Annotated in this window: 8 protein-coding genes; 7 read left to right on the top strand and 1 reads right to left on the bottom strand. The window is 53.5% G+C overall.

Going from position 1 to position 4,755, the window contains the following annotated elements; genetic code table 11:
- Positions 1 to 209: 209 nt before the first annotated feature.
- A complete protein-coding gene (locus K1Y02_25420; GenBank protein ID MBX7259721.1) occupies positions 210 to 461 on the bottom strand; it encodes a hypothetical protein in 252 nt (83 codons plus the stop codon).
- 157 nt (positions 462 to 618) lie between these two features.
- Here K1Y02_25420 and K1Y02_25415 point away from each other — a divergent pair, with 157 nt between their 5' ends.
- From K1Y02_25415 to K1Y02_25385, 7 genes are all read left to right on the top strand, one after another.
- Positions 619 to 999, top strand: coding sequence for a hypothetical protein (locus K1Y02_25415; protein MBX7259720.1), 381 nt, complete (start codon positions 619 to 621; stop codon positions 997 to 999).
- Between the two features lie 9 nt (positions 1,000 to 1,008).
- Positions 1,009 to 1,713: a hypothetical protein gene (locus tag K1Y02_25410; GenBank protein ID MBX7259719.1), complete on the top strand. Its 705-nt coding sequence runs from the start codon at positions 1,009 to 1,011 to the stop codon at positions 1,711 to 1,713.
- Positions 1,714 to 1,834: 121 nt separating this feature from the next.
- Complete coding sequence (locus tag K1Y02_25405; GenBank protein MBX7259718.1) at positions 1,835 to 2,542, top strand: hypothetical protein; 708 nt, start codon at positions 1,835 to 1,837, stop codon at positions 2,540 to 2,542.
- Between the two features lie 315 nt (positions 2,543 to 2,857).
- Positions 2,858 to 3,298 (top strand): hypothetical protein, encoded by a 441-nt coding sequence (locus K1Y02_25400; protein ID MBX7259717.1) that lies wholly within the window; start codon positions 2,858 to 2,860, stop codon positions 3,296 to 3,298.
- 22 nt (positions 3,299 to 3,320) lie between these two features.
- On the top strand, positions 3,321 to 3,962 hold the full coding sequence (locus K1Y02_25395; GenBank protein ID MBX7259716.1) for a TIR domain-containing protein: 642 nt from the start codon (positions 3,321 to 3,323) through the stop codon (positions 3,960 to 3,962).
- Between the two features lie 71 nt (positions 3,963 to 4,033).
- Positions 4,034 to 4,444 carry a hypothetical protein gene (locus tag K1Y02_25390; protein MBX7259715.1) on the top strand — a complete coding sequence of 137 codons (411 nt, stop codon included), beginning with the start codon at positions 4,034 to 4,036 and terminating at the stop codon, positions 4,442 to 4,444.
- A 109-nt stretch (positions 4,445 to 4,553) separates the two neighbouring features.
- A partial coding sequence (locus tag K1Y02_25385; protein MBX7259714.1) for a VOC family protein occupies positions 4,554 to 4,755 on the top strand: 202 nt, incomplete at its 3' end.

The raw sequence follows: 4,755 nt of genomic DNA, 5'->3' as shown, positions 1-4,755 counted from the left end.
GATCCCGTGATCGGGGAGCCGGATGAGCGAATCCTCGTTGTGTTTGCGTTTACGGCCCGTGTCCGTGCACTCGGCCGACTCGAGGTGTGAGAACTTCATGTCCGGGCAGGAGCTTAATGAGGCGGGCGCGGGACGGCCACATCAAAAAGCGAGTGATCGTGTGGCGACGGGACTCCCGCCTGCAACGCTATCGTAGCACTGCGGGCAGGTCATCCCGTGCCTGTTGTACCTGCCAATTGAGCACGTCGGGCCGTGCGGCCAAGAAACAACTCAATCTCCATTCCTCCCAGATCGCGACGATTCGTCCCGGGATGCTCGGCGAAGAAACGCCGCACCCAACTCAGGCAAAATGGAATGTTTTTCTCTTTCCCGCCCGCCCGCCTGAGCTCGTCCACGTAACCATCCGGCCATTTTGGATCAAGATCCGCAGGCGCGGCCACCCGCCTCCCGCCCTGAGGCATATCAGCCCTCCATGGATAATCCGATATGCTTCAAGATTGTGTGCAACCGACGCGTTTGCAATGCTGATTTGCGAAGAAGGCGCCCGCGATGGTCTGTGTGGCGCTGATATTTGCGAGGCATAATAACTGTTGGCTCTGAAGCTTGATGGATGAACACATGATGCAGCAGTGGATCGCAGCTAATGTAAAGTGGGTCGTTCCAGTACTACTCATTTTGCTCAAGATCGGACTGAAGACCCTTGTTGCCTCTCCGTTCAAGGGACTCGAAATGTGGAAGGCCATTCTCCAATTGCCCGTGGATGTGGGTTTTCTCTCAATTTCGTTTCTTGGCGCCGCACTTCTCCTCAATCCCGACCGCGGCCCGGTACTCTATCCGACGATACTTCTCTTTCTCGTTCTCATGCTTGTCAGCGTCCTATTGTGGAAATTGTCACCTACAGACGTCGGCAAGAAACCCGTTTTCACGGCGCTTGGTTTGGCGTGTCTCAACGCACTGCTCACTGGGTGGATGCTCGCAGCCGGTCTAGCACTGATGTAGGAGAATGGCATGAATACAAATATTGACCTTTTGATGACGCTGATGGTGATCTTGGCGATTGTCGTAACTCCTTTAGTTTATATAGCTCTTCGGCTTATCCGACTTGCAGAAAAGAAGACCGACTACGACTCAGACAAGTACAGACTCTCAATTGAAGACCAGATTGCGGGATTGTCAAAACAGTTGACGTACAGCTCAGAGCGCTTTGAACGCGTCAACCATCTACTCCTCGATAGCCAAAAGGCAGCAAGCGGACGGATGACCGCATCATCCGGCCCAAATGTCTTCCTAAGGGAAATGGGAGTAGATACTGACATATCAATCGACAATGATTTCGTTTTCGTCTTGACCCCATTTCACCCAGAATTCGCTGATTCGTATATTGCAATCAAAGAAGCGGTCATGAGCATGGGGCTCAGATGTTCGCGCGGCGATGATGTTCATATGTCATCGAACATTCTTCAGCACATTCTCCAGGAAATCTGCCGCGCGCGTCTCATTGTAGCTGACATCACAAGTCGGAATCCCAACGTGTATTATGAACTGGGAATTGCCCAAGCACTCGGCAAGCCTGTACTTCTGATTGCCCGCAACACGAAGGATCTTCCATTCGACATCAGCACATGGCGCGTACTTGTTTATCATTCCTTTACTGACCTCCAGCAAGGATTGAGAAAATGGCTCACTCAAACACTTGCCAGAAGAAAGGAGTAGAAACCTGAGCCAACTAACGAGTTGAGCTTATCGGGAACCCACGTGCGCGGTTTCCCGAACGCTCACCCGTGACGTTGGCAGTGTAGATGAAGAACAATGAGCACTAAATGGAGACACCATAATGATAAAGATTCCCCTTGATTGGCGCCTGTGGCTCGGAACTCAACCCGAATACGGCATGGGCTATCAGCACGGCCGCGTCAAGCTGGCTTCAGGCAGTTGGCAACTGGGTTACATATTCAACGGCGCTACTTTCGCTACGAGCGCAGAGGTCGCTACGTTGCCCCCAATCGAATTGGCAAGAGCCGAAGCGGCGGCGTCAATGTCTTCTATAACCGTCACACAGGTGAGTCTCATAGCTCGTCCAGCGGAATCGCTAAAGGGAGTCCGGCGCATTAGCGCAGCACTTCTTAATCGGATGCAGAAGTCTGGTGACTATATTGCGCTGAGCGCAGCAAACAGCGTCAATCAAGGGGCTAAGGACGCGCCCGTTACAGAAACTCTAGCCGGTGAACTCTTCAAGCGGTTCAGTGCTTATGTGGATGACTTCAAGATCACGGCAAAACGCGGTCTAAAACCCGGCACGTTTGCGACAACAGACGCTGACGCAATGAATGTTCTGACGGGGCGCGACGCAATTTCGCGGTATGCGTTAGAGAATAAGCAATCAGCGAATAAGAGATTTACGATATCACCGTTAGCAAAGACCAGATTGCAGCAGGGTATTGTGCAACCCGCCTATGGGGAAGTGGGCGGAGGAGTCGAAGTCATATTTGTCGATGGCACAGCAGATGGCAGCGTGTCGCAGCCAGATATCTTGCCGGAATAGCCAGCCGTGAGAATCCATTTGCCAGAAACGTGGCGGAATAGATTGGGCGATATGCCGGAATCCTCAATGGGCGCGCAGCATGTCGATATTGTGCTCACGAATGGCCATATTCTTCGAAATGTGTCCGTCTTCAATGGGGAAGACTGTGAATCCATGGAAGACTTTGACCCCAAAGACATCACATCAATCGTAATTCACAAAGAATGAAGGTGCCAACAATCGGCTCGTGCTTACCCTCCACCCACGGCGCGGCAGCTGCGTACGCACCTGCCGCGCCGCGAGTTCCGGGCAGCACAGCCGTGACGTTGGAATGTGATGAAAACGATAGTGAACATCTTCCGGCTGATCTTCTACCTAATGGTTGCAGTCATAGCCGTATGGATAGGATCGGAAGTGAATTACGCACGACGAATCAACCCAAAGGGCAAATTCGGCACACTTCAGGAATACCTGGCCAGACATCCTGACACGACTCGGATCTACAAAACCGAAAAGAACGGGAATCAATACATCATCGCCCACGGCAAGGTGGACGCACCTCTCGCCCTTCCTTCAAGTCCACCGGCCTACGTCTTTGACTCATCAGGCAAGCTGATTGACTGGGCGAAAGACCCGGGAGACAACTCCAACTTCCAAGACAAATGGCGATCGGATAAACGAGAAGCAATAACGAGAAAAGAAATAGAAAAGACATTCCAACCAGCGGGTCGAGCGGACGGTTCACCCGCGGCGGGCGAACCGTCCGCTCACCCGTAACGTTCGGCAACGAGAGGGCACAATGAAAGTATTCATCAGTCATTCCAGCACGGATAAATGGATCGCACGACGGATATCGACGGACCTCGTGGGGTACGGGGTCGAAACGTTTCTCGATGCCAAGGACATCAAGACCGGCGATCCCATTGACGAAACTATCAGGACGCATCTGTCGGCATGCGACCATCTCCTCCTTCTCCTCACACCAGCGTCGGTGAAAAGCCACTGGGTCCTTATGGAAGTCGGGGGTGCGATGGCGCTCGGAAAACGTATAGTCCCAATCCTCATGCACCTCGGGGCCAACGATATCCCGGATCCTATCTCAAAACATCTTGCGAGAGACATCAATGATATCGAGGCTTACTATGCCGAGGTGAGCGTAGGCAGCAGCAAGAAGGCACAGCCCGTCCTTGAGAAGGCGGAAAAGATGCAGAAGTCTGCTTCCCCGCTCTCTGTTGGAGACACCGTGCGGTTGCCCCCATCTGCACAACCCAAAGCAGATCGGCCTGGCAGGAAGTTCCACATAAACTGGATTGAACCGATGAACGCCCACGTCGGCAAACTTGCGCGAATAACTCAGGTGGACGACGACCAGTCTGCTCATCTTGATATTGACGGTGGAACGGCATGGTGGGCTTTCGAGTGGCTCGAGAAGGTCAAATAGGCCGAACAACACACTGGTGGGTATTCTCGCTCCGCTCGAAACCCACAGTTTGGGCGTTCGGACTCCTGAAGATGAAGACGATTGAATATCCGATGAGTCTGCAATGGGTAGGCACGATGCAATGCCCCAAATGCCATAAGCTGACACTTGCCTGGCAATCAAGTGGCATGAGCCAGTGCTGCCCCCATTTCTACTGCGACCGATGCTCCAACGTGATTCACAGGCAGGCAGACTATGCCAAGATCTACAACGGCATCTCCGACGCCATCCTACACGAAATCGCCCAAAGCCTTCCGGATTGCCCGTGCGGTGGCAGATTCAAGCCAGGCGCAAATCCGAAATGCGTACACTGTGGCGCGGAGTTTCCGCATCAGTCACCGCCATTGAAGCGTCTCAACGATCCACACATGATCGTTGTGGATGGAGCCTGCGTATTCAGTGATGAGAACGAGCCATACCAAGTGAAGATCGTGGAGAAATGAAAGGTCCGAACAAGGGGGTGGTGCTTATTGGCGACCCGCGGCGGCTCGCCAAACGCATCCCCGGACGTTCGGCGACAGCAATGTGTTCACTCACGGAAGGAATCCTGCAATGAGCTATGTTATCCGCACTTGCCTCTGGTTCCGCGACGGACGTGGCCAGGAGGCCGCTGAGTTCTACTGCTCTCTGATCCCGGGAAGCCGGATCGACAAGGTCTTCCATGGCGACGCCGGACATGGCGCGTTTTCGGTCATCGACTTCTCGCTGGGCGGGGTACCGTACCAGATTCTCGACGCCGGACCGATGTTCACGC

The organism is Candidatus Hydrogenedentota bacterium, assembly GCA_019695095.1.
Classification (GTDB): Bacteria; Hydrogenedentota; Hydrogenedentia; order Hydrogenedentales; family SLHB01; genus JAIBAQ01.
Note: the sequence above shows the minus strand (reverse complement) of the source record. Positions and strands in the feature narration are given on the sequence as shown.

Excerpts from the sequence above, each read along its gene's own strand:
- K1Y02_25420 (MBX7259721.1), bottom strand. The coding sequence starts at position 461 with ATGCCTCAGGGCGGGAGGCGGGTGGCCGCGCCTGCGGATCTTGATCCA.
- K1Y02_25415 (MBX7259720.1), top strand. The coding sequence starts at position 619 with ATGATGCAGCAGTGGATCGCAGCTAATGTAAAGTGGGTCGTTCCAGTA.
- K1Y02_25390 (MBX7259715.1), top strand. The coding sequence starts at position 4,034 with ATGAAGACGATTGAATATCCGATGAGTCTGCAATGGGTAGGCACGATG.
- K1Y02_25405 (MBX7259718.1), top strand. The coding sequence starts at position 1,835 with ATGATAAAGATTCCCCTTGATTGGCGCCTGTGGCTCGGAACTCAACCC.
- K1Y02_25395 (MBX7259716.1), top strand. The coding sequence starts at position 3,321 with ATGAAAGTATTCATCAGTCATTCCAGCACGGATAAATGGATCGCACGA.
- K1Y02_25400 (MBX7259717.1), top strand. The coding sequence starts at position 2,858 with ATGAAAACGATAGTGAACATCTTCCGGCTGATCTTCTACCTAATGGTT.
- K1Y02_25410 (MBX7259719.1), top strand. The coding sequence starts at position 1,009 with ATGAATACAAATATTGACCTTTTGATGACGCTGATGGTGATCTTGGCG.